Raw genomic sequence first — 25381 nt, forward strand, 5'->3', positions numbered from 1 at the left:
GCGTCCAAGCGGGCGGGCACCTTACGAGCGCTCGCCCTTCGGCCGCTCGCGCACCTGGCCGGCGACGCGCGCTACCGTTGCGTCGTCGACCTCGGCTTCGCCGTAGCGGGTGCGCTGGTACGCCTGCAGCAGCTCGTCCGGCAGCGGCGCCCGGCCTCCGCCGCTTCCGCGGCCGAGTTCGTCGGCCGTCTCGCGCGGCGTCAGCTGCGGCCGGAACCGGTAGCCCGCGGCGATGCTGCGCTGCAGCACCTGGCGGTACAGGTAGCGGATGCGCGCCCGATTGTCGGGCAGCTCTTCCCAGGCCGGTTCTTTGTCGCGGTTGCCGCCGAACCGGTCCCGCCAGCGCTGCCGGTAACCGGCGGCCAGCTGCTTCCAGTCGAGCAGCGATTCGCTTTCGTCGACATACCCGCTGCCGTCGTCCGTTGTTTCTCCGGCGTCCTTGAGCCGCCGGTTCAGCCAGGCGGTCAGCTTGCGGCCGAGCCGAACAAGCGCCTTGCCCGCCATATAGAGCGCAAACAGCGCCAGCGCAGCGAGCAGGAGGTAAGCGATGATCATGAAGATCGTTTCCATCAGCTTGGCCAAAAACGACGGCTCGCCCGCTTCCGGCAGCGGCATGGGCTGCTGCGGCGGAGCTGACGCCTGCGGGGGCGGCGGCTCCTGTTCGCCGGGGCCGATCAGCGACAGCAGCCAGGCGACGAAGTCGCGCAGCCAGGCCGCGAGCCACACGAAGCCGTCGCGGATGCGGCCGATGAAGCCGACCAGCAGCACAACGGCGAGCAGGACGGCGATCAGCAGCCGGTTGTTGCGCAGCGCCCGGCGCGTCAGCACGGAATGCGACGACGCCGCAGCCGGCTGACTGCCTTCGGCCGGCATGCCGGTCACTTGCGCTTCGCGGTCGAGGTTCGTCCGTCCCGCCGCGAACAGCGTTATCGCGAGAGCGAGCAGCCCGAGCCAGGGAACCGTCGATTGCAGCGGCAAATCGGGCGTGGGTTTGGCCAGTCCGACATAAGCCGTCAGCAGAAAATAGGCGGCCAATCCGACGGTATAATGCACAGGCGCAAACGCTTCGGACCACGCCCTGCCGGCGGATGCCGCGCCGCGGTACAGCGCGAGTCCGCCTGCGGCCGCCGTGACGGCAGCCGCGAGCGACAGCCCGAACAGCGCCCACGCCGCAACAAGCGCGGTTGCCGCGCCAAGCGGGATAAGCGCCAGTCGGCGGCGGATGGCGAACAGACGGCGGTAAACGAATCCGACCGCATAAAAAACCGTCAAACCCGGAAGCCATAACCGCAAGTCGACGTCTTCGGCGATCAGGGAGCCGACGAGCAGCAGAAACGGATAGTACAGCAGCAGCTCGACAAACCCGTGGCGCCAGGCGGTCAGCAATTGTTGTGCGGCTCTTGCGCCGCCGTTATCTCGTTTCATAGCTGCCCCTCTCCTCGGCTGCCAACGCCGCGGCCGCTTGCCCTGCGTCAACGGAGCCGGTCAGCAGCGCCCGCGTCAGCGGCACGATATCGACCGCATTGCCGGCGCGCCGCAAGCTGTCGATGTGCGTCTGCATGGCGTCGCTGACGAAGCTGGTGATCAGCACGATGTCCTGCTGCGTGACACCTTCCGCGACATCCCGCTCGAGGAACGCGTCGATGCCGACGTATCGAGCCATTTCCAGCCGTGCCATCGTTTCCAGCAGCGTCTGCAAATGGTCCTGTCCGCTGCCGGCCGGGACGCGAACGGTTTCGTTCTTGGCGTCGGAGGTATAGCCGTTGCAGCCGAAGCCGGTTTCGACCCCTTGGCGAATCGCGTAAGTAGCAAGTGAAGCCGCGTAGGAAAGGCCGAGCTCGATCAGCTCCGGATCGGACACATCCTTCCACATTTGCTCCGTAACGTCAAAATTCACATAAATCATCAGCCGATGATCGGCCGTGTAATCGCGCTTGTGCACCTGCAAGCTGCCGGTGCGGGCGGTGGCGCTCCAGTTGACGCGGTTCAGCGCGTCGCCGGAACGGTACTCGCGCACGCCGGCGAGCAGGAACGGATCGTCGACGATCCAGCGCCGCACCGCCAAATCGCCAAGCCAGCTGTGCGAAGGCAGCGGAATGTCCGCCAGCGGCACGACGCGCGGATACACGAGCAGCTCACAGCTGAGCGGCAGCTGCTTGTAGCTGCGCTGCAGGCCGATCGGGTCGCCGCACGTCAGCGTGGCCGACTGGAGGAGGTAGTGGCCGCGTTTCGCGCAAACGACGCGGTGCGTGCGGGTAATCTGCATATACGGCTGCAGGTGGAATACACTCGTATGATTTTGAAAAAATTGCCCGCTCTTGATATCCAGATTGAACTGGCCGCGAAAACGCAAGCCGGCGTGAATCATCGATTCGAGCCGCAGCCAGGGAAGCGGCAGCAGCTTCCGGTTGGCGATCCGTTCGATCATTTCGACTTCGTCGCCCTCGTAGCAGGCCGCAACGTTGAAATGGCGGCTGTACTGCAGTTTTCTCAAACCGTATCGGCGATAGATTCGCATTTGCACGAACAGCACCACGCAGGCGACGAACAAAATCCACGGAATGCTCATGGCCGCCCCTAGCTGCGCTGCAGCTCTTCGGCCGGCACGGCGATGCCGCCTACGATGCGCGCAAGCAGCTGTTCGGCGTCGCCGGCAGAGCGCCGCGCCGCGTTCCGCAGCAGCAGACGGTGCGCCAGCACGGGCGCCGCCATCGCTTTGACATCGTCGGGAATGACGTATTCCCGGCCTTGCAGCAGCGCCTGCACCTGCACCGCGCGAAGCAGCGCCTGACTGCCGCGCGGACTGACGCCAAGCGCGATGTCGTCGTGCGCGCGGGTCGCTTCCACGATTTGCAGCATATAGCGTAGTAGGTCGTCGCTTACGCGTACTCGCGAATAATTCGTTTGCATCGCGACGACATCGCTTTTGCGAATGACGCTCGCCACCTGCGCAAGCGGGCTCGATTCCTTGAACCGGCGCATAATTTCGAGCCCTTCTCCGGTCGACGGATACCCCATTTTCACCTTCAGCAGAAACCGGTCAAGCTGCGCTTCCGGCAGCGGGAACGTGCCCTGGTTTTCCACCGGATTCTGGGTGGCGATGACAAGAAACGGCTGCTCGAGCGGCATCGTTTCGCCGTCTACGGTTACCTGCCGCTCCTCCATGCACTCGAGCAGGCTCGACTGCGTACGCGGGGTGGCGCGGTTGATTTCGTCGGCGACGATGACGTTGGCGAACAGCGGGCCTTGCCGGAACGTAAATTCGTTCGTCCGCTGGTTGTAGAAATGGATGCCGCTGAGATCGGAAGGCAGCAGGTCCGGCGTAAATTGGATGCGCTTCATCGAGCAGTCGAGCGAAGCGGCTAGCGTCTTGGCGAGCAGCGTTTTGCCGGTGCCGGGGACGTCTTCGAGCAGTACGTGGCCGGAGGCGATCAAGGCGATCAGCAATTGATCGACGACCGTTTCCTTGCCGACGATTACCCCGGCGATATTTTGTTTGATCCGGTCAGCAGCTTCGCGGATGTGGGAGAGTTCCATGCGTAACACCGTCCTGTCGGGAAATGGGAGTGCGAATGCCGTGCAGCCGCTTGGTAAAAACGCTTCCATCTAACCATACCACTTTCGCCACAAGTATCCAAACAAAATGGGAAATTGCCGCCGGATGCGCGCCGAAAGGCCGGCTTCGTTGCACCATGTTGCGAAATAAGCCATGTTTCATTGGCTATTTGGTCAGAAATGGACGGATGCCAAGAAATAACCAGTGAAATCGCTGGCTATTTCGCAGGAAAGTTCGATTTTGGAGCTGTTTGATGCGAATAACCAGTGTTATCACTGGCTATTTTCGATGGAGCAGGGGGAAAAGAGGCGAATAGGCCATTTTTCATGGCCTATTTTTTTCGGAAGCGGAGCGCACGGCAAAAAGCCCGCCTCTTGTCGAGGGGCGGGCTATGCGGCGGCGCGTCCGTCAGTTGTTGGAAGTGTCGCCGGTGCTGCCGGGCGCCGTGATGCTCATGGCGGAAGTAAACCGGTTGCCGTTGACTTTGTATTTGCCCGTATTGCCGCTCGTGAACGTAAGCTGGAAGCTGTTGGCGGCGTTGGCGGTGACGGAGATGAAGTCGCCGTTCTTCTGGTCCAAAATTTGCATATAGGCGTCGTTGTTCGTGTTGGTGACCGAGTTGCCCTGGATGAGCAGGTTTTTGACGTGGGAATACTGATCGTTCGATTCGGGTCCGACGAACAGGCCGAGCGTGTTGCGCACGATATTGTTGGTAATGACGGCGGATTCCGTTTTGTAGCCGCGCACGTAGATGCCCGCATTAAGAATGTTTTCCGTAATGTTGTTGCTGATGACGATGTTCTGGACGCCTGTCGGATAGCTGGGCGTGCCGCCGACAAGAATTCCGACGCATTCGAGCCGCGGCATATCCTTGACGACATTGCCCGTAATGACGGTGTTGGCGGCCTGGCGGACGACGTGGATGCCGACGGTGTCTTTGCTGCCGTCCGTGACGATGCCGTTATTTTCGCAATAGTTGTCGGAAAATTGAATGCTTCTCACCGCGTAATGGGAATCGATGCCCCGGCCCCAGTTGTGGTTGGCGGTTGCGCCGATCACTTTGCCGGTGATGCAGTCCATCGACACGCCGTAACCGTCGGCCCCGTTGAAGCTGGGGTTGCCGTTGTCGTTGAAGTTGCCGCCCATGACGGTGACGTCCGTCGGATAGCCCTGGATCGAGCCGGAGTTTTCGCCGGCCGTGTAGCCGCAGCATACGCCGGAATGGCCGTTGTTGTGGCTGTAGCAGTTCAGGATCATGACTCTGCTCGTATCCGCGCCGCCGACGGCGATTCCCGCCCAGGTGATGTTGCGGGCCTCGCAGTTTTCGAGGAGGATATTGTTGCCGCGCACCTCGATGCCGTTTCGCGCTTTCGCCCCAGCGGCTTGCGTCGCAGGACCCGTGTAGGCTACCGTCAAACTGCTGACGATCGTGTTGTTGCCCGTTATGCGGAGCAGCGGCACGTCCTGCGTCGACGGAACGGTATTGCTGGTGATGACGGCGCCCTCCTCGGCCTGGATGGTCAGGTTGCTTCTGGCGATGAGGACGCTTGTCACTTTATACGTGCCGATCGGTATGACCAGCGTGCCGCCGTTCGGCAAAGCCGCCATCGCTTGGGCGAAAGCTGCCGTATCGTCGGTAACGCCGTCGCCTCTGGCCCACTGCTTCAGGTTCACGTAAGGCAGGTTGCCCGAGCCCGACCCCGCCGGACCTGTCGCCCCGGTTGCTCCGGTCGCGCCGGTTGGCCCTGACGGACCTGTCGCCCCGGTCGCGCCTTTGGCGCCTGCCGGCCCGGTTGCCCCTGTCGGCCCCGTAGCCCCGCCGCCGGAACCCGCCGGCCCGGTCGCGCCGGTTGCCCCGGTTGCGCCAGTCGCGCCGGTGTCGCCTTTGACGCCTTGCGCACCCGCCGGCCCCTGCGGTCCCGTAGCACCGGCAGTACCTGCCGGCCCCTGCGGTCCCGTAGCACCGGCAGTGCCTGCCGGCCCCTGCGGTCCCGTAGCACCGGCAGTACCTGCCGGCCCCTGCGGCCCCGTCGCCCCGGCAGTGCCCGCTGGCCCCTGCGGTCCCGTCGCGCCTACCACGCCCGCTGGCCCCGTGGCGCCCGTCGGCCCTGCCGGCCCTGTTGCGCCGGTTGGCCCTGTGGCCCCGCCGCCGGAGCCTGCCGGCCCCGTGGCGCCCGTCGCACCCGTCGCCCCGGTCGCGCCGTTGTCGCCCTTAGCGCCCTGCGCCCCAGTCGCGCCCGTGTCGCCTTTGGCGCCTTGCGGCCCCGTCGGTCCTGCCGGCCCTGTTGCGCCGGTCGGCCCCGTGGCCCCGCCGCCGGAGCCTGCCGGCCCCGTGGCGCCCGTCGCTCCCGTCGCCCCGGTCGCGCCGTTGTCGCCCTTAGCGCCTTGCGCTCCCGTCGCTCCCGTTGCCCCGGTGTCGCCCTTCATGCCCTGCGGCCCCGCCGGTCCTTGCGCGCCTGCCGGTCCAACGGGCCCCTGCGGTCCTACCGGCCCCTGCGGCCCTCTCGGTCCCGTCGGCCCGGTCGCTCCGCCGCCGGACCCCGCCGGTCCGGTTGCCCCGGTAGCGCCCGTGTCGCCTTTATCGCCCTTGCTTCCCTGCGGCCCGGTTGCGCCTGTCGGCCCAGTCGCGCCCCGCACGCCGGCCGGGCCTGTCGCGCCCGTCGGCCCTGCTGCGCCGGTAGCGCCGCGAACGCCCGCCGGCCCGGTCGCGCCTCTTACGCCAGCCGCTCCGGTCGCGCCCGTCGCCCCGCGAACGCCAGCGGGTCCGGTCGTTCCCCGCGGTCCCGCCGCTCCTGTCGCGCCCCGCACGCCTGCAGGTCCGGTAGCGCCTCGCGGTCCGGCGGGCCCGGTAGCGCCCGTCGCTCCCCGCGGCCCGGCGGGCCCTGTCGGCCCCGTGGGTCCCGTCGGTCCCGTAGGCCCGGTCAACCGCTTGCCGTTTGTATTCGCATTTTGATCAGCCACTCCAAACTCCTCCTTTTTAGAGGTTGTTCAAAAAGCCGCCTTTTTGAACACTCCCTTCTTCCACTCCGCATCGATTCGGTTCCAAGCTTCTGAACGCGGTCGCTTCTCTTCCAGTGGTCCAGGTAGAGGGGTTCCCGGCAGCAAATAGATTCGTCGTTTCGATAGTATATGGGAAAGCGTTGCGCTTGGAACCGGGGGCAAGCATATACTTTCGCGCAAGGGAACGGCTTAACGGAAGGCAGATCGCCTCTGCCGCGCCAAAACGGGCTGCGGGAGAGATGAAAACTACCCTCCATACTTTAAAGTCGCCCGCTTATGCGAGAGCGCAAGATTTGATACAATGGGGGGTAAAAAAAGCCGGTCCGACCAAGACACATCACGCATCGCGAGGAGGCAACGGCATGTACACGGTCATGCTTGTCGACGACGAGCATCATCTCCGCGCCGGGCTGCGCAAGCATATCCCGTGGGAGCGGCACGGATTTCAAGTGACGACGGAAGCGGCGAGCGGTTTGGAAGCGCTTCGCTTGTTCCGCGCCCAGCCGGCGGACCTGATTATGCTCGATATCAAAATGCCCGGCATGTCCGGGTTCGAGCTGCTGGACGCCTTGTTGCGCTCCGGCTTCCAGGCGCATGTCGTCATTTTGAGCGGATACGGGGAATTCGAATTTGCGCGGCAAGCGCTGAAATATACGGTGGTCGATTATTTGCTGAAGCCGGTCAAAGTGCAGGAAGTGGCCGAGCTGCTGGACAAAATCCGCGAGTCGCTCGACCGGCGGCGCGAGCAGACGGTTCAATTGCGGCTGCAGCAGCGGACGCAGCTCGAAACCGAATGGTTCAAGCTGCTGAACGGCGGCGGGGAAACCGAATCGGCCGGCGTTTTTGCGGAGCTGCTGTTTCGCGCCAATCCGCGCGCGACTTGCCGCGTCGCATACGCCGCCATGGCCAACGATCAACCGGGAGACGCGGCCGAACAGGCGATCCGCGGGCATTTTGCGCCGGGCGGCGGCGAACTGCTGATTGCCGAAGCGATCGGTTTCGGCTACGGCCTCCTGTTCGTTGCGGACGACCGGGAGGAACAGCCCAGCGAGGAAGAATGGCAGCTAAAGGCGATGGCGCTGCCCGCATCTTGCCCGTCGTTGCGGGCATGCGTGTTTGGCGCCTCCTTCCGGCAGGCGGACGGATTCGCGCCGTTTGCGGCCGAAACGCGCGCCGGCCTCGAGCGGGAGCTGTTCTACAGCGCGTTTCCCGTCGCGTTCGCGCGGCAGGCGTATCGTTTCGCCGCTCCGGCAGCCGGCTTCCCCTTGTCCGGGGAGCAGCGCGAACAATGGCGAGAGCTTGTGCGGGGCGGCGATCCGGAAGCCGTCCGCCGCTGGTTGAAAGAGGCGCAACGCAAGCTGCAAGACGCGGCATTCGCGCCGGACAGCGTTCGCGCGGCATATGCCGACATGCTCCGCGTTGCGGGCGAAGTTCGCGACGAAAGAAGCGGCGCGTTTCGTCCGGACACAGGAGGCGTCGATCCGGCGGAAGCGGCGCAACGTTTCGCCCGCGAAGCGGTCCGGCTGCAGGAGCTGCACGAGCAAACGGAGCGCCTTGCGCTGGCGGCGCTGCAGCGCGAATCGTCGGGCCGCGATCCCGGAAACCGGCTGGTCCACCAGCTCAAGCAGCATATTCGCGACCATCTGGCGGAGCCGGTTTCACTGACCGACCTTGCGGTATCCTACGGGGTTACGCACGAATATTTGTCGATGCTGTTCAAGCGCGAAGAGAAGGTGAATTTCCATCACTATCTGAAAACGGCGCGCATGAACCGGGCGAAGGCGATCATGCAGCGCGACCCGCTGCTCAAAATTTATGAGGTGGCCTATCAGGTCGGTTATACCGACGCCAAACATTTCAGCAAAGTATTTCGCGAATGTACGGGGCAAACGCCGAAGGAATACGCGGAGAAGGTGCACCGATGAACGGCAGCAGCTTGCGGCGCAAGCTCGGTTTCGCCACGGCCTTGCTGGCGTTGTTCGTGTTTGCCGGATCGGCGGCGGTGTCGTACCTGCTTTCGATCGGCAAGGCCGACGAGGAACGCAACCGCGAGTTCGGTTTCATTCGGCAGCAGATGCTGCAAAATATCGACGTCATGTTCGCCCAGGCGGAAAAAATTCCGCTGCTCATCTCGGAAAACCGTTCGATGATGGACGAGATGGAGTTCGGCGAAGCGGACGAGCAGGCGGAAGTGCAGCACCTGCGCCGGATCGAAACCGATCTGGCGAGCTTGTCCCGCTTTTACCCCCATGTCGAATCGATTCTGATCTCCTGGCGAAACGGGCGAACGTTTCTCGCTTCCGGCGCGGCGGGGGCCGATTTGTCGACGGCGCAAATCCGCACCTTGAACCGCTTTGCCGCCGCAGCAAGCCCGCTTGGCGCAGCGGACGCCGGCGTCTGGTCGACGCGGCTCGCGCTGCCGCCCGAAGACGGCGGCGAAGCGCGCCAAATCGCCCGGCTGCTGTTCGAGAACCGGTTCGTCTACGAGAAACCGATAGCAAGCGATGCCGTCGTAACGGTGACCGTCGGCGCCGATATGCTGCAGACGCTCGTTTCCCCGCGCTCCGTGTTTACGTTCGAGCTCGTGCCGGCCGGCGCGCCCGCTTCCGGCGTCTCGCCGTCCGAGCAGACGATCGGTTCGCCCGCGTCGCAGTACGGCTTCGAGCTGAAGCTGGGCATGGACGACCCGGAATACCGCGCGCTGCAGCAATCGTACGGGCGCTGGCTCGTATTCGTCGTATTGGGACTGCTTGTTTGCCTGGCGGTATACGAGAACTGGTTCGTCCCCCGGCTGCTGTCGCCGATCGACCGGATGAAGCGGCAGTTGGCGGAATTCAAGCGAATCGGCAGCATCAACGAGCTGCTGGACTACCGGATCGTGCGCCGGCACCGGTTCAGCTTCCGCGCGAGCCTGTTCGGCTGCTGGCTGCTTGCCGCGCTGGCCGGCGTGGCGGTGATCATGGCCGTCAGCTACTACTTCTCCGTGCAATTGACGCGCGATCACATGATCAAATACTACAACCAGTTCGTCGGTCAATCCGGCGACACGCTGCAGCTGCAGCTGAACAACACCGACAGGTTTCTGAACGCGGTGCTGCGGAACGAAAACATTCAGGAAATGATGCGTTTCCCGGACAACCAGGAAGTGATGGCGGAGGAGTTCAAGAGCTTCTTCTCCTACCAGCAGATCGTCAACAAGAACCTGAACTACCTCAACATTTACAACAGCAAAGGGCTGCTTGTTTTCTCCACGATCAATTCCCGGCTCAATGAAAAAAACATTCACTACCGCGACATTTACGGCGCGCTCGAGCGTTCGAACGGCGAAACGGTGTACCTGAACGAGCCGAAGGACCCGTTCGGGGATCACGTCATCACCGTCGGCCAAAAAATTTGGAGCACCGACTATCCGCGCCGGCTGCTCGGCTATTACCTGTTTGCGATCAATGAAGCCGAACTGCAGGCGCTTGGCGCGAATTTGGCCATTCCGTCGGCCAACGTCATCGTGACGGACAGCGGCGGCCAAATCGTCTACAGCAAAAACAACGGCGCCACCGGGGAAACGGAGGAAGAGATCGACAAGCTGCTGGCGGAAGGAGCGGGCATCCGGCAGGCGACGCTGGGAGGAAGGAAGCAACTGGCTCTGGTGGATCAAATCCAGAAGCCCGATTGGTATGTAATCAGCACGCTCGACAATACGGGCATCTACCAGGGCAGCCGGGAAATTATGCTGATGAACGGCTACTTGCTGCTGGCGCTGCTGGCGCTGATTCCGATCGCGATTTTTTTCCTGTCGCGCAGCATCGCGCGCCCGATCACCCAGTTCGTCGCCCAGATCCGCCAAACGGTCGACAGCAAGTTCCAGTACAAGGTGGCGCCGCTTGCGGTCGATCTGGACGAAATCGACGAGCTGTCGCTGCACGTCAGCGGCATGGTCGACAAGATCCAGCAGCTGATGGGCGACATTTATCGTGTCGAGGTCATCAATCGCGAAGTGCAGCTTGCCTTCAAGCGGGCCGAGCTCGCCAGTCTGATGAAGCAGATCAATCCCCATTTCCTGTACAACACGCTGGAAACGATCAAGTGGGCCGCGCTGGACCTGGCTCCGGAGAACAATATCGCCGTCGACATGATCAACGAGCTGTCGGTGTTTCTCCGCTCGGGCGCGAATGCCGGGCTGAAGCTGACGTCGTTCCGCGACGAGCTGGCCCATATCCGCTCCTACTTGTTCCTGCAGCAGATTCGTTACGGCGAGCGGCTGCGCATCGTCTGGAGCATCGAGCCGGACACGCTGCAGCTGCAGGTGGTGCGGTTCATTCTGCAGCCGGTCGTGGAGAACGCGCTGCTGCACGGCATCGAAGACAAGCTGGCGGGAGGCTGCGTGTCCGTTTCCGCTCGTGTTGCCGGCGGGAGGCTGCAGATCGAAGTGAGCGACAACGGCTGCGGCATTGCGCCGGAGCCGCTTGCGCAGCTGAATCGTTCGCTTGCCGAAGGCGACAGCAGCGGCGATGGCGACGGCGGCAGCATCGGCCTGCGCAACATTCGTCAGCGGCTGGCGCTGATGTACGGCGGCGAGGCGGGCATGACGATCGCCAGCCGGTACGGCTATTGGACGAAGGTGACGCTGGCGGTCCCGCTGGCCGTGCCGAAGGAAATCGAGGAGGTGCGCCCATGAACGCAACAGGCCGCAAGCTTGCGCTGCTGCTCGCCGCCGCTGCCGCGCTCGGCGCCGTTTACTGGTGGGCGCGCTTGCCGGGAAGCCGGGCGGGCCAAGGGGAGCCGCCTTCCGCCGGGAACCGCGTGAAGCTCGTCTGGGTCGGCCACGGGTATGCAAGCGGCGGCAACGCGAACCGGATCATCGCCCAGTGGAGCAAAGAGCATCCCGATATCGACATCGAATACAAGGAATATCCCGGCGGGGACGCCGACTACATGAAATCGCTCGACGTCGCGATGGCCGTCAACGAGCCGATGGACGTCATGATGATGGACGGCGGCGATCATATCCAGCGGGCGACGGAAGGCGTGCTGCTCGATTTCGGCCCGTATCTGCAAGCCGACCGGTTCGATCCGGCGGCGTCATTCGGCTCCTACATGACGGAGATGGAGGTAAAAGGGAGCTATTATTTCCTGCCGTCCAGTCTGCACTATTCGGTGTTGTATTACAACAAGGACATGTTCGACGAGGCCGGCCTCGCTTACCCGAACGAACGGACGACGCTGGCCGGGCTGGCGGCGATGGCAAGCAAGCTTGCGCGACCGGGCGACGGGGCTGACCGGGTATTCGGCTTCGTGCCGTCGTCGTGGGAGGACACGATCTTCATCCCGCTGCTGAACGGCGGTTGGTCGTTTCTGTCCGGCGGCAGCCCGCAATTCCGGGACAGCCGGGTCGGGCAGGCGCTGGCGTGGTACAAGGGCATGCAGGATAGCGGCGCCGCTCCGTCGTTCGCGCAGATCGAGCTGCAGAAGTGGGACGCGAGGTTCCTGTTCGCCGATCGGCGTGCGGCGATGATCGAAGCCGATTGGAGCACGCCGCAGGTGTGGAACAAACGCCGGTTCGACGACAAGCTGCTCGGCGGCGAGAACGGGCTGAAGTTCCGCTATGGCGCCACGTTTTATCCGCGTCTGAACGAGTCGGTGCCGCCAAAATCGTTCCGGCTGTCCGCCGGCTCCGGCTATGTGGCCAGCGCGTCCACAAAGCACCCGTACGAAGCGTACCAGTTCGTTCGTTTCCTGACGACGGAAGCCGCCGCCGGGCTTTCCGGCGCCGCCTCGGCTTACGGCCAGGCGAACGCCAGCGATTTCCGCGAGCTGTTCGACACGTATCAGGACCGCGACAACCGGGTGCATACCGGCATTTATCCGCCGTCCTTCCTGGATGAACTGAAACGGATTCGCGACGAAACGGCGGTTGTGACGGGGCCGGCAGGCAACGAGGACACCGCGCTCGCCCAGCATATGGAGCAGGCGATGCTTGCCATGTTCCTGCAGCGGATGAACGTATATTTCGGCGGCGGCGCCGATGCGGACGACTTCCTCCGCCTGCTGCAGGAGCAGGCGGAGGCGGAACGGATCAATACGATTACCCCGGAGGGCAGTTGAAAACTGCCCTCTTTTGTTCAATGTCGCCTACTGTTTAAGCGCTTGCAATGCCTCTACAATGGGAACAGAGCAACGGAAACAGGAGGACAGGGGATGGCTACAAGAACACTGGGCCGGGCATTGCGCCACTACAAAACTTATTATTTGCTGCTGCTGCCGGCGGTCGTTGCGGTGTTCGTCTTTTCTTACATCCCGATGTACGGCATCGCGATCGCCTTCAAGGACTACAAGATCATGAAAGGCATCGGCGGCAGCGAATGGATCGGGCTCGAGAACTTCCGCAACCTGTTCGAGATCAAAAGCTTCTACGAGGTGCTGCGCAATACGCTGCTCATCAGCGTGTACCGGCTTCTGTTCGGTTTTCCGGCGCCGATCGTGCTGGCGCTGCTGCTGAACGAGCTGCGGATCGGATGGTTCAAGAAGTTTGTGCAGACGATTTCTTACTTGCCGCATTTCCTGTCCTGGGTTGTGTTGGCGGGCGTCGTCACGTCGGTGCTGTCGGTCGATGTCGGGGTGGTCAACATGGCGCTGCGGTGGTTCGGTCAAGAGCCGATCAACTTCCTCGTCACGCCGGAATGGTTCCGCACGATTCTCGTCACCAGCGGCATTTGGCAAGGCATCGGCTGGGGCAGCATCATCTATCTTGCGGTTATTGTCGGCATCAACACGGAGTTGTACGAAGCCGCCGATCTGGACGGGGCGAGCCGGCTGCAGAAAACGCGGTACGTCACCATCCCCGCGCTTGTGCCGGTGGCGACGATCATGTTCATCCTGAGCGTCGGCGGCATTTTGCACGCGGGCTTCGACCAGATTTTCAACCTGTATTCGGTAAGCGTTTATGAAGTTGCCGACGTTATCGACACCTACGTATACCGGCGGGGCCTCGCCAATATGGGCGGCGCCAACGAATACAGCTTCGCGGCCGCCGTAGGGTTGTTCCAGAACGTGATCGGCTTCATGCTCATCTTCGGGGCGAACTGGATCGTCAAAAAATTCAACAACGAAAACGGCATTTGGTAGGTGAATCGGATGCGCAAACGGACGACAACTTTATTCGACGCGGTCAATGTTGGTTTCATGCTGCTGTTCATGCTTTCGGTGCTGTACCCGTTCTACAATTTGCTGGTCACTTCGTTTTCGCTGCCGAACGATATTTTGACGCAGCAGCTGCAGCTTTGGCCGAAGCACTTCACGCTCGATTCGTACCGCATCGTGTTCAGCAACGACGACGTCGCACGGGGGTACGTCAATACGCTCATCCGTACGGTGTTCGGCACGGCGCTGTCGATCGTCGTCACGATGTGTGCGGCTTACGCCCTCAGCCAGCGCGGCATGCCGCTGCGCGGGGCGATCACGGTGTACTTTCTGTTTACGATGTTTTTCAGCGGCGGTTTGATTCCGACCTATTTGTGGATCCGCGATCTTGGACTGGTCAATTCGCGGTTGTCGCTGATATTGCCCGGCGTGCTTGGCGTATTCAACCTCGTGGTGATGCGCAACTACATCCAGGGTTCGATCGACAAAAGCCTGGAGGAGTCGGCGGCGATGGACGGCGCGGGGCCGATCCGCATCCTTGCGCAAATCATCGCGCCGCTATGCAAGCCCGTGCTGGCGACGATTGCGCTATGGACGATGGTCGCCCACTGGAACGCCTGGTTCGACGCGATGATTTATATCAACGATCCGGACAAACAAGTGCTGCAGATGCTGCTGCGCAAAATCATGTTCAATTACGACGACGGGGCGATCGGCACCGCCAAAGCGCTGCTGGGCCTCCAGGTGAATGCCGTCAATCCGAACACGCTCAAGGCGGCGTTCATCTTCGTCACAATCGGTCCGATCGTGCTCGTCTATCCGTTTCTGCAGCGGTATTTTGTGAAAGGCATCATGATAGGAGCTTTGAAAGGATAACCGAACGCGCGCGGTTCGTCCATTCAAGTTGCTATATATATTAACCATTACTGGGGGAGACGTTCGATGGGCAAAGGCAAAACGGCGACAGCCGCCGGTCTCGCGGCAACGATGGCCGCGGTTGTGGCGCTGTCGGCTTGCAGCAGCGACAAGGAAAGCAAAGGAACGGGCAGCTCGCCCGCGCCTTCAAGCAGTGCGGCAAGCGCATCGGCGAAGCCGTCCGCTGCGACGAATCCGTACGAGAAGAAGCTGACGCTTACTTATTTGAACATGATTGACATGAGCAAATGGAAGGACGGCACGCCGGTCGAAAAAATATTCGAAGACAAGTTCAACGTCGATCTGAAAGCGGTCCCGATCAATTCGATGGACGCCGAGAAGCTGAAAGTGACGCTTGCCGGCGGCACGATCCCGGACGTCATGGTCACCTGGAACGCGCAGCAATATTACCGCGACGGCGTCATCCGCAAAATTTCGATGGATATGGTCAAGCAGTACATGCCGAACGTCATGAAAATCATCGAGCAATATGACGACAAAACGGCGTGGGCGATTTCCAAGGATTACAAAACCGGAGACCTGATTCAAGTTCCGGTAGGTTCGGCGGCGGGGCTTTCCAACTCGGGGATTTTTACCCGCAAGGATTGGCTGGACAAAATCGGCGTGACCAAGCTGGGCGATACGATGACGCTTGATGAACTGCACGACATTTTGAAAAAGTTTACGTTCGACGATCCCGACGGCAACGGCAAAAACGATACGTACGGATTGGAGGATGTTTTTGGAGAAGCGAACTTCTACTACTACGGTTTCAACAACATTTTTGCCGCTTACGGCGTCAATCCGAACCAATGGGGCAAGGCAGCCGACAACAAAATCGTGTTCGGCGCCGTCTCCGATCGCTACAAGCAAGCGCTCAAGCTGCTTAATTCCTGGTGGAAGGAAGGCATCATCGACCCGGCGTCGGTCAGCGACAAGAAGCCGGAGCGCCAGGCAAAAATTTTGGACAACAAAATCGGCACCGAGTTTACGAACGTAATTTATATGAACGAAATCAGCAAAGACCCCTTGTTCCTGCTGTCGCAGAAGACGCCGGCGGCGGTTCCGGTGCAGCTGCCTAATATCGTCGGTCCCGAAGGCTTCGGCGGCGGCTACGGCAACGGCGAATGGGTCGGCTGGGGGCTCATGTTCGGCGCCAAGGCGACCGACGAGCAGGTGATCCGCGCCATGCAGATTGCCGACGCCCAGTATGCGGACGCAGTGGCCTCGCTCGCCGTTACCGCAAAATTCGGCATTGCCGGCCAAACATACGATATGGTGAACGGCGGTGCCGTCATGAAGCAAGGCGTCGACGCGGCCGAACAAGGGGCAGGCATCTTCATCTTCCCGCTTTACTTCGGCCCGATGAACGAGATCGTCAACGGCAAAGCGGTGGCGAAGGCGGTTGAAGAGAACCGCAAAAAAGTGCCGCGGATCAACAATGTCGTCGATATCAAGCAGGTCGATTTCATCGTATCGGAGAACAAATCGATCCAGTCGGCGGAAATGCTGAAAATCATGCAGGAGTTCCAGGTCAAGGCGATTACCGGCCAACTCGACATCGACAAGGAATGGGACGCTTACGTCGATCGCTGGAACAAGGCGGGCGGCAAACAGCTGACGGAGGAAGTAAACAAGCTGCCGATCATTTATGAGAACAAAAAGTTGAAGTAAGATGTAGAAGAGGCCGCCCGGTTATCCGTGAGGAGATGCCGGGCGGCTTCCATTGTCCGTATGCCCGAAGCGGCGGGAAGGGGAACGAACAACATGGCGGGAATAAGCTTGAACGAAGATTGCAATCATTACATCGTGTCGCGACGGCACCGGGAGTTAACGGCGGAGGAAGTCGAGCGCTGGGTAGATCAGTATGCGGACACCCAGGTCGAAGAGCTTGTGCTCAACGTGAATGCGATGCGCACCTGCTACGACAGCCGCGTCTGGGAAAGCTTCTGGAGCGGCTACGATCCGCTGGGGGGCAACGACCAGCCGTTTCTTGCCGGGTTGCCCGAAGAGGCGCGCGAGCTGCGGCGACAATGGGTGCATCGCGGCTGGCAGCTGCATCGCGACGGCATCGATTTGTTTGAGCGCTGGATCGCGCGCGCCCGCGAGCGCGGCATTTCGCCGTGGATTTCGGTACGCATGAACGACATTCACTGCGTCGACAACGAGCTCGATCCGATGCACAGCACGCTGTGGCGGCAGCATCCCGAGCTGCGGCGGGCACCGTACAAGTTCGACGACTGGGCCGACAAGGCGTTCGATTATGCCCGGCCGGAAGTGCGCGAGCATCATTTTCGGCTGATCGAGGAGTTGGCGGAGCGGTACGACTTCGACGGGCTGGAGCTCGATTGGATGCGGTTCGGCTACCATTTCCGCCCCGGGTTCGAGGAAGAAGGCGCGGCGATTCTGACGCAGTTTACCGCCGATGTTCGCGCATTGCTGGACCGCTGGGAAGCAAAGCGCGGGCACCGCATCAAGCTGTCGGCGCGCGTGGCGTCGCGGCCGCAAACGGCTCTGAGTCTCGGGATGGACGCCGTGGAATGGGCGAAACGGGGGCTTGTCGACATGCTCGTCGTAACGCCGTTCTGGGCGACGATCGAAACGGATATGCCGATCGAGCTATGGAAGCAGCTGCTGCGCGGCACAGACGTGACGCTGGCGGCGGGCATCGAGGTGCTCATCCGCGCATTCCCGAAGTCGGCGCTGCGGCAGATGAACACGCTGGAGACGGTGCGCGGCGCCGCAAGCAGCTTGCTTTCGCGAGGCGCCGACCGGATCTATTTGTTCAATTATATGGATTCGGACACGGCGATGGCCGATCTGGACAACTATAACGAGCTGCTGTGCGGAGCGGGAGCGCTGGAGACGATGGCCGGCAAGCCGCGCCGCCATATCGTGACCTATTCGGATACGTGGGCGCCGGGCGAAGCCGCCGGCTTCCAGCTGCCGGCGGCATGCCCGCCGGGACGGTTCCGGGAATTCCGGCTGCATGTCGGACCGCGGCCGGAGGGGCCGGCCTATCTTTACCTTGGTGTGCTGCCGGGCGAGGAGCTCTCCGGAGAAGTGCGCTTGAACGGCGTCGTTTGCGCCGCCGAGGGAGTGGCCGAACTGGCCGGGCCGCGGCCGGAAGGGCCGGTGTACCGGTTCCGCATCCCGGAAGAAGCGGTTCATGGCGGCTATAATGTGGCGGAGCTGCTGCCCGACCGCGAGACGACGGTTATTTGGGTCGAGCTCGCGACTTCTTAGACATATAAGGGGCCAACATCCGAAAAGAAAGGCGACCTAAGCGTGTATGCTTTCGAAGTCGTTTTCTTACGGAAAGCGCTCCGCTTCTTCCAGAGCCGCCCCCTTAGTGGCCCGATTGATTGCTCGGCAACCCAAATAGCCTATGAAAAATGGCCTATTTGCACCATTTCGAGTGCTTCATTGGAAATAGCCAGTGAAAACACTGGTTATTTGCCCGAGATCGCCTTCCAATAGGCACTTCAAGCGAAATAGCCAGTGAAATCACTGGCTATTTCGTAGGGACGGCCCGTTTTTGGCGAAATAGGCAAGAAAACATGGCCTATTTGGCAAGAGGGTAGTTTGGAAGCCATCGTTTATGGCATGCAAAGTTGTCGCTTGAGTCCGGCCTACGTCACCCTCCTTGCCATAAGCACCTGCCCCCCTTCTGCTCACTGTCCCCTTCGCTCAGACTGGAACGGTTGTTCTCATCAGAACCCCCTTGTGCTGTTATCCCCTTCGCTCAACTTGAGCGGGGTTGTCCTCTCCGGAACTTCCTTGTGCCTGTTATCCCCTTGGCTCCATCCCAAGCATCAACAACTTGTATCCCATTTCTATAAAAGCGCTAACTTGAGCCAACGGGATAACGGGCAAACACATCCTTTCGTTGACCACCATCGCCTCGCCCCGTCCTCTCCCCATACACGAACTGCCACACCCGCCACGCCAGCCTGAGTCAATGGGATAACGTTCAAACACGTGCGCCGCGCCTGTTACCGCCGCTTAGCCTGGCAACATTGGAGTAAGTTTAAACTCCCAACCCAAAAGGACCGTCAGAGTGACCCTCCCTGATGGTTTTTCTTACCGTTGACTAGCGGCGGTATTGGTGAGATGAGCCAAACGCAGCCGGCTCCGGCAAGCATCAGCATCCAAGGCATGATATCGAATCGGTACCGGGTTTGCACCTCGATGACAAGGTGCAGTGCGGCGTAGACGAGCACAAGCAATAAAGGCAGGGCGGGCGCAAGCGCCGCGCTGCTTTTTTGCGCTGCAGGGGAGGCGGCGGCCTCGGTTAAGGCGGCTTCGCCGGCGCGCCGCCGCACAACCGCCATCGCCGCGCAGCCTGCGGCGCCGAAGAGGCAGAACGCCATGTATTCGATTCGTTCAATCTGCGAAATTCGTTTCGCCAGGCCGGGCTTCTCCACGCCCCACAACCCCCAGATCGCGGCGGCGTCCTCGTGCCCCCACATGGCGGTCCACTTGCGGCCGACCAGCGCCGCCACCTGACGCGCGTCGCTTGTCCGCTCGCGAAACAGAGCCAACTCGGCGCGATTGCGGGCTTCGCCGATCGGATACGCCGCGACGTATTGTTCGTCCTCCCGCGACCAGCCGCCGTCGGTCGCCGGGTTCATCCCGACCATGAACTTCCAGTACGGCTCGCGATTGGCCAGCGTATAATCGCTGATGCCGGAGCCGACGAGCGCCAGCCCGGCCAACTGCTGGATTGCAAAGTAGATGACGGAGATTGCCGCGATCTTGCCGAGCGAGCGCCACGGGCGGCCGCCGAAGCGGTCTTTCCATTCGCAGGCGAGCGCATACAGGAGGACAAGCGCGAGGAAGAAGCCGCCGAGCGGGCGAACGATCGCGCCGCAGCCGATGCAGGCGGCGATCGCGACAACGCCGGCAGGCGAACGCCACAGGCGCCGCGCCGCCGCGTGGCAGCCAAGCGCGAACAGGAACGTGGACAGGTGCTGGTTCGTCAGCACCGAACCCATCACGATGAGCGGGACGTATACGGCGTACAGGAAGCCGGCCGCCCGGCCGGCGAGCTCGCCGAACAGCTGCGCCGCCGTGCGGTACACGATCCAGCCGGTGGCGGCTTGCAGCAGTACGTTCAGCAGCTTCAGCGGCAGCAGGCCGTCGCCGAACAAGGCGATGACGGCCGCCTGCGCCAGCGTGAAGCCAAGCTGGTACACCCAGCGCGAGAAGTATTCGTTGTGTCCGAACGACAGATCGCCATGGGCCGCTTGTACGGCCGCGTTGTACATGTCGAGAAAGTCGGACACCGGCTGCGTATCGACGGCGAGCACCCAGGCGACGCGCAGGCCTGCGGTCAGCGCAAGCAGCACGGCCGCGTATGCGGCGCTCGGAAGACGGCGCAGCAGCAGCACCGCTGCGGCGGCGGCGAACAGGGCCGCAAGCAGCAGGCCGAGCATGTGCGGCAACGAGTGAAACAAGCCGGCCGATGAATAGCGCAGCGAAACGGCAAGCGCGCCGGCAAAAAAGAGCGAGCCGCCTGCAGCGAGCCATCTGGCCGCCGGAGGCAACGGTTGTGGTGGAGTGTGGGGTCTCGCGTCTGCGTTCATGTTGCGTCCTTTCCGAACCCGTAGCTTCGCTGACTTGCTTCGATATAATAAAATCATTATTCCACAAATCGCCGCCGCACGGTAGTTCCGCTCCCGCCAAATTCGCTTTGCAAAGCCGGTGCCGAAGGTGTACTGTTACAAGTGACACTAGCGCAAAGGAAGAGGAAGACGCATCATGCTCGCTTATTTATTGCTGCTGCTTATCGGCATCGTATCCGCCACGTTCGGCAGCATTGTCGGACTGGGCGGCGGCATCATTATCGTGCCGGCGCTTATTTATATCGGCCCGCACCTGCTGGACCGGGACATTACTACCGCTGTCGCCGTCGGTACGTCGCTGACGGTGCTGATCGTCACGGCGCTCGCTTCCACGCTCACTTACCTGAAGCGCGGCACCGTCGATTTTCGCAGCGGCTGGCTGTACTTCGCCACAAGCGGGCCCGCCGCGGTCGCCGGGGCGTCGCTCACGGGCTTGTTCCCGCAGGCGACGTTCCAGCTCGCATTTGGCTGCTTCATGCTGTTTATGGCCGGGTTGATGGTCGCCCGCGATTATTTGAAGCCCGTGGAGCTGAAATGGCGCATCCGCCGCACGTTCACGGACGCTTCCGGGCACACCTGGGAGTACGGCTACAGCGTGATTCCCGCGCTGTTCGTCGGGCTCGGGGTCGGCCTCATCTCCGGCCTGTTCGGCATCGGCGGCGGCTCGCTGTTCGTGCCGGTCATGGTGCTGCTGTTCGCTTATCCGCCGCATGTGGCGACGGCCACTTCGATGTTCGTCATTTTCCTGTCGGCGATACTCGGCAGCGCGACGCACGTCGCCGCGGGCGAGATCGACTGGCCGAGCGTCGCCGCGCTTGCGCCCGGCGCCTGGCTCGGCGGCTGGCTTGGCGCCCGCATCGCGTCGCGGATGAGCGGCCGCGGGCTGCTTTGGCTGCTGCGGGCCACGCTGTTCGTGCTGTCGCTGCGGCTGATCGCGGACGGCATCGGATTGTGGTAATCGGGCTATTGTCAGATCGGCCGATGTTTTTTGGTTGAAACGCCGTAGCAATTGCGCCGTATATTGACTATACTGAACTTGTCACCGAACCCGGTGGCAGTTTCATAGATTGCCGCAACGGCGGCGACAAGAAAGTGTGGTTACTTATGGCAGCGGATAACGCAACTTATGCGCTCAGCGGTAAAAGCTTCACCGCCGTGGCGATCAATACGGCCGCCAAGGCGGGCGAATGGATCAAGAGCAAGCTGGGCGACTTCAATAAGCTCGACTTGAAATATTCTCCGCACGATCTCGTGACGGAAGTGGATAAAGGCTCGGAATCGCTCATTCGACGGCTCGTTCATACGCATTTCCCGCATCACTCCTTTCTCGGCGAGGAAGGCGTCGAACCCGGCCCGGCGGCTTCGGCCAGGGCACTTGCGCAAATGAGCGGCGCAGAATACTTGTGGATCGTCGATCCGGTCGACGGCACGACGAACTTTGTGCACGGCTTTCCGTTTTTTTCGGTTTCGGTAGCGCTCGCATACCGCGGCGAAGTGATTGTCGGCGTCGTCTACGATCCGTGCCGCGACGAGCTGTTCGTCGCCGAGAAGGGCAAAGGCGCTTACCTGAAAGGCAAGCCGATGCGCGTCTCCGGCGAAACGCGGCTTCTCGACAGCCTGGTCGCCACCGGCTTCCCGGCCGACCGCGATTATGCGCTGCCGATCAACATGGACGGCGTGCGTGCGATTGCGCCGAAGGTGCGCAACGTGCGGATCGCCGGCTCGGCCGCGCTTCACATGGCTTATGTGGCGGCTGGCCGCCTGAGCGGCTTCTGGGAAATCGGGCTGAACGCCTGGGACATGGCGGCGGGCACGCTGCTCATCGAGGAGGCGGGCGGCCGCATCACCGATACGGCCGGACGGCCGTACGAACTGGCCGTGCGCAATGTCATCGCCACGAACGGCGGCATTCACGACGAGTTGCAGCGCGAATTGGCGCAAGCGAACGCAACCGGCTTCTAGGCGAGTTGGCCGGGGCGGACCTCATCTTCAAAATAGGCCATAAAAAGTTGCTTATTTGCCCTTTGTTAGGCGTTTCATCGAAAATAGCCAGCGATTTCGCTGGCTATTCTGCTCAAACAACCTCCAAACGGACCTTTTCCAAGAAATAGCCAGCGATTTCACTGGCTATTTTTCGTTTGTTGTCCTCTTTTGCCGAAATAACCAATAAAACATGGCTTATTCCGCCGAGTGTCCCGCACCGCCGTCGCCCGATTCCATCGGCGCGGCTTTTTATGTTACGCTAGCGGTAACCGATGCGGGGCGCGAGCCGCCGCAACCGCCTAACGACCCGAGGAGGATGCAACGCTTGAGCAAACGGTACGAAAACATGGACGGCGTCAGCACGAAAAAAACGCTGTCCGATCTGAGAAAATGGCGCAAGGAACGGAAAATCCGCCTGCAGACGAAAAACTTCATGTACACGGTTCCCGCTGTCCGGGACGTCGACACGGAGCAGCTTCATAGCCGCTCGCAGGAAGCGGAAATCACGTGGATCGGACATGCCACGTTCCTCATCAAGCTGGGCGGGCTGACGATCGTAACCGACCCGGTATGGGCGGAGAAGATGGCGTTCCAGCCGCGGCTGTCGCCGCCCGGCGTTCCGCTTGCGGATATGCCGGCGATCGACGCCGTGCTCATTTCGCACGGCCATTACGACCACCTGGACATCCCCACGCTGCGCAAGCTGAAGGGCGAGCCGCAGCTGTTCGTGCCCGAGGGGCTGGCCGCGATGCTGCGGCGCAAAGGCTTCAAACGTGTGACCGAGCTCGCCTGGTGGCAGTCGACGGCGCTGGCCGACGTTCGCTTCACCTTCGTGCCGGCGCAGCATTGGACGCGGCGCACGCCGTGGGACATGAATACGTCCCACTGGGGCGGCTGGGTGCTGGCGGACGGCCGGGCCGGGGCCGGGTCTTCCGGCCGCCGGCACGCGACGGTTTATTTCGGCGGCGACAGCGGCTATTTCCGCGGCTTCGCCGAGATCGGCCGGCGCTTCGCGATCGACTACGCGCTGCTGCCGATCGGCGCCTACGAGCCGGAATGGTTTATGGCGTCATCCCACATGACGCCGGAAGAGGCGGTGCAGGCGTTTCTCGACACCGGCGCGCGCTTCATGGTGCCGATGCATTACGGCGCCTTCAAGCTCGCCGACGACACGCCGAAGGAAGCGCTCGACCGGCTGCTTGCCGATTGGCGCCGGCGCGGGCTGGAGGAACGCGGGCTCCTGATCCCGCGGCTCGGCGAGCCGTTCGGCGAGAAGAAGGCGCCGAAGCCGCAACATGTCATCAAATGAACAGCCATGTCATGAAAATCCTCTTTCGGCCCGCGCGGTTTGACGGCGATAATAGGGCTGAATGCCGGCGTTTGCGCGTTACCACAATCTCAAGCGGAAGGTCCGGATGCCGCCCATGCAACGCAAATCGTGGCCACACACGCTGTTCCCGAAGCTGGTGTTCGCTTTCCTGCTTGTGATCATTCCGCTGTATCTCCTCGGCATCACGATGAACCGGCTGCTTGAGTCCAGCGTGCAGAAGGAGCTCTCGAACTCGCTGCAATCGCGAGTCAGCTACTATACGAATTCGCTCGAAACGGAGCGAACGCACATGACGACGCTGCTGCGCGATTTTGTCATCGACCAGGATCTGCATCATTTTACGTTCGTGAGCAACTTTATGACGCTGTTCGAATGGTCGGAGACGGTAACCCGCATCCAGAACAAACTGCTGATGATCCGCAATTCGAGCATCTATATCAAAGAAGTGAAAGCCCATTTCCTCACGCTCGGCCGCACCCTGTCGAGCAACAAGTCGATCACCGAAACGCTCGACCCCGATTACGAAGCGGTGAAGCCGGCCTATGGCTCGAACGACCCCGGCTTCATCTCCTGGCAGGACAGGTTGTTCCTCGGCTTGTCCTATCCGGAGTCGGAGGTGCAAGGCCGCAAGCCGTCCTTTGTGCTGTCGCTCGAGCTGGATACCGGCACACTGCGCAAGTCGCTGCTGCAAATGATCGATTACGAGCGCTCCGGCGCGTTCATGATCAGCCCGCAGGCGGGCTGGTCGATCGCCAACGCGGGGGATGCGGAAGCCGTTGCCGCCGTTTCCGGATTCGCCAGGCAGCAATTTGCGGCGGGGCGGATGAGCGGCTTGTCGCCGCTTGCGATCGGCGGCAGCGACTATTTGGTCGCCTACGAATATTCCGCGCTGCTCGGCAGCTATGTCGTCGTTTACATTCCCCACCGCCAGGTGTTCGGGCAGATCGAGTCGTACCGCCAGCTGTACTGGCTGCTCTCGCTCATCGCCCTGCTCATCATCGTCGCCTACTCCTACTGGTTGTTCCGGCTTATTCACAAGCCGCTGCAGAAGCTGATCCGCTCGTTTCGCAAAGTGGAGGGAGGCAGCCTCGAGCCCGCGGCGCTGCCGCGCAGCGACGACGAGTTCCGCTACTTGTTCCAGTCGTTCAACCGCATGGTCGACCAGCTCAAGGTGCTGTTCCAGGAAGTGTACGAGCAGAAGCTGCGCGCCCAGAGCTCGGAGCTGAAGCAGCTGCAGTCGCAGATCAACCCCCATTTTCTGTACAACACGTATTTTATTCTGAACCGGCTGGCCAAAATGAAAGACCAGGAAAACGTGCTTCGCTTCAGCCGTTATCTCGGCGAATACTTCCAATACATTACGCGCACCGCGGCCAGCGACGTGCCGTTCGAGGACGAGTACAAGCATTCCACCACCTATGCGGCGATTCAAACGATCCGTTTCTCGGAGCGCATCCAGGCGCACTTCGCCGAGTTGCCGGAAGGCAGCGGCAAATTGACCGTGCCGAAGCTCATCCTTCAGCCGGTCATCGAAAACGCCTACAAGCACGGGCTCGAACAGCGGCTCCAGGGCGGTTTGATCGCCGTCGCCGCGGATCAGCAAGCCGGCACACTGGTCGTCACGGTCGAAGACAACGGCGAGCGGCTGACCGACGAAGGGTTGACGGCGCTGCGGCTGAGCTTGCAGTCGCTGGGGCCGGACAGCGAATATACGGGCTTGCTCAATGTGCATCGCCGGCTGCAAATTCATTACGGCGGCGGAAGCGGCATTGACGTGGAGCGCGGCGAACAGGGCGGGCTGAAAGTCGTCCTGACGATCGTTTACAACTAGCA

At 61.7% G+C, this 25381-nt stretch carries 16 protein-coding genes; 11 read left to right on the plus strand and 5 right to left on the minus strand.

Annotated features, from left to right (window positions below; translation table 11 throughout):
- Window positions 1-21: 21 nt before the first annotated feature.
- The 4 genes from EXY20_RS17815 to EXY20_RS40435 all read right to left on the minus strand — a co-directional run bounded on the left by EXY20_RS17815 (window position 22) and on the right by EXY20_RS40435 (window position 6517).
- Window positions 22-1425, minus strand: a complete 1404-nt coding sequence (locus EXY20_RS17815; protein WP_135553454.1) for a DUF4129 domain-containing protein — start codon at window positions 1423-1425, stop codon at window positions 22-24.
- On the minus strand, window positions 1412-2569 hold the full coding sequence (locus EXY20_RS17820) for a DUF58 domain-containing protein (RefSeq protein ID WP_135553455.1): 1158 nt from the start codon (window positions 2567-2569) through the stop codon (window positions 1412-1414). The genes EXY20_RS17815 and EXY20_RS17820 overlap by 14 nt, the downstream gene beginning before the upstream one ends.
- Window positions 2570-2577: 8 nt before the next feature.
- Window positions 2578-3537 (minus strand): AAA family ATPase, encoded by a 960-nt coding sequence (locus tag EXY20_RS17825; RefSeq protein WP_135553456.1) that lies wholly within the window; start codon window positions 3535-3537, stop codon window positions 2578-2580.
- 427 nt (window positions 3538-3964) lie between these two features.
- Window positions 3965-6517 (minus strand): collagen-like domain-containing protein, encoded by a 2553-nt coding sequence (locus EXY20_RS40435; protein ID WP_135553457.1) that lies wholly within the window; start codon window positions 6515-6517, stop codon window positions 3965-3967.
- Between the two features lie 401 nt (window positions 6518-6918).
- On the opposite strand from EXY20_RS40435, the gene EXY20_RS17835 reads away from it, so the two are divergent.
- The 7 genes from EXY20_RS17835 (at window position 6919) to EXY20_RS17865 (ending at window position 17854) form a co-directional block, all read left to right on the plus strand.
- Window positions 6919-8481, plus strand: coding sequence for a response regulator transcription factor (locus tag EXY20_RS17835; protein ID WP_167859327.1), 1563 nt, complete (start codon window positions 6919-6921; stop codon window positions 8479-8481).
- Window positions 8478-11231: a sensor histidine kinase gene (locus tag EXY20_RS17840; RefSeq protein ID WP_167859328.1), complete on the plus strand. Its 2754-nt coding sequence runs from the start codon at window positions 8478-8480 to the stop codon at window positions 11229-11231. Before EXY20_RS17835 ends, EXY20_RS17840 begins: the two co-directional genes overlap by 4 nt.
- The gene (locus tag EXY20_RS17845) at window positions 11228-12658 is read left to right on the plus strand and encodes an ABC transporter substrate-binding protein (RefSeq protein WP_135553460.1); all 1431 of its coding nucleotides are present in this window, start codon (window positions 11228-11230) and stop codon (window positions 12656-12658) included. The genes EXY20_RS17840 and EXY20_RS17845 overlap by 4 nt, the downstream gene beginning before the upstream one ends.
- A 93-nt stretch (window positions 12659-12751) precedes the next feature.
- Window positions 12752-13678 (plus strand): ABC transporter permease, encoded by a 927-nt coding sequence (locus tag EXY20_RS17850; RefSeq protein WP_135553461.1) that lies wholly within the window; start codon window positions 12752-12754, stop codon window positions 13676-13678.
- A gap of 9 nt (window positions 13679-13687) precedes the next feature.
- Window positions 13688-14569, plus strand: a complete 882-nt coding sequence (locus EXY20_RS17855; RefSeq protein WP_135553462.1) for a carbohydrate ABC transporter permease — start codon at window positions 13688-13690, stop codon at window positions 14567-14569.
- Window positions 14570-14635: 66 nt separating this feature from the next.
- Complete coding sequence (locus EXY20_RS17860) at window positions 14636-16282, plus strand: type 2 periplasmic-binding domain-containing protein (RefSeq protein WP_135553463.1); 1647 nt, start codon at window positions 14636-14638, stop codon at window positions 16280-16282.
- A 93-nt stretch (window positions 16283-16375) separates the two neighbouring features.
- A complete protein-coding gene (locus tag EXY20_RS17865) occupies window positions 16376-17854 on the plus strand; it encodes a glycoside hydrolase family 10 protein (RefSeq protein ID WP_135553464.1) in 1479 nt (492 codons plus the stop codon).
- 809 nt (window positions 17855-18663) lie between these two features.
- On the opposite strand, the gene EXY20_RS17870 is transcribed toward EXY20_RS17865, so the two are convergent.
- Window positions 18664-20196, minus strand: coding sequence for a glycosyltransferase family 39 protein (locus EXY20_RS17870; RefSeq protein WP_167859329.1), 1533 nt, complete (start codon window positions 20194-20196; stop codon window positions 18664-18666).
- A gap of 175 nt (window positions 20197-20371) precedes the next feature.
- Here EXY20_RS17870 and EXY20_RS17875 point away from each other — a divergent pair, with 175 nt between their 5' ends.
- The 4 genes from EXY20_RS17875 to EXY20_RS17890 all read left to right on the plus strand — a co-directional run bounded on the left by EXY20_RS17875 (window position 20372) and on the right by EXY20_RS17890 (window position 25379).
- On the plus strand, window positions 20372-21193 hold the full coding sequence (locus EXY20_RS17875) for a sulfite exporter TauE/SafE family protein (protein WP_135553466.1): 822 nt from the start codon (window positions 20372-20374) through the stop codon (window positions 21191-21193).
- A gap of 146 nt (window positions 21194-21339) precedes the next feature.
- A complete protein-coding gene (locus EXY20_RS17880) occupies window positions 21340-22197 on the plus strand; it encodes an inositol monophosphatase family protein (protein ID WP_135553467.1) in 858 nt (285 codons plus the stop codon).
- A gap of 346 nt (window positions 22198-22543) precedes the next feature.
- On the plus strand, window positions 22544-23527 hold the full coding sequence (locus EXY20_RS17885; protein WP_135553468.1) for an MBL fold metallo-hydrolase: 984 nt from the start codon (window positions 22544-22546) through the stop codon (window positions 23525-23527).
- 115 nt (window positions 23528-23642) lie between these two features.
- Window positions 23643-25379, plus strand: a complete 1737-nt coding sequence (locus EXY20_RS17890; protein WP_167859330.1) for a sensor histidine kinase — start codon at window positions 23643-23645, stop codon at window positions 25377-25379.
- Window positions 25380-25381: the final 2 nt, after the last annotated feature.

Source organism: Paenibacillus cymbidii (assembly GCF_004764705.1).
Classification (GTDB): Bacteria; Bacillota; Bacilli; order Paenibacillales; family NBRC-103111; genus Paenibacillus_AN; species Paenibacillus_AN cymbidii.